General features: G+C 49.6%; 1 rRNA gene. It reads right to left on the bottom strand.

The window, feature by feature from the left end:
* A 23S ribosomal RNA gene (locus GM672_RS28005) occupies nt 1-280 on the bottom strand; the annotation flags it as partial.

Below are 280 nucleotides of genomic sequence, written 5' to 3'. Positions count from 1 at the left end.
TTGGGCTTACGGCGTGCGGGCTTTTCACCCGCATTATCGCTACTCATGTCAGCATTCGCACTTCTGATACCTCCAGCATCCTTTACAAGACACCTTCGCAGGCTTACAGAACGCTCTCCTACCATATCGATCCCGTGATAAATCACAGGAAAAATATCCGCAGCTTCGGTGACTGGCTTAGCCCCGTTACATCTTCCGCGCAGGACGACTCGATCAGTGAGCTATTACGCTTTCTTTAAATGATGGCTGCTTCTAAGCCAACATCCTGACTGTTTTAGCC

Source organism: Pseudoduganella buxea, from assembly GCF_009720835.1.
GTDB classification, from domain to species: domain Bacteria; phylum Pseudomonadota; class Gammaproteobacteria; order Burkholderiales; family Burkholderiaceae_D; genus Rugamonas; species Rugamonas buxea.
This window is presented reverse-complemented; position numbering and strand designations above follow the sequence as displayed.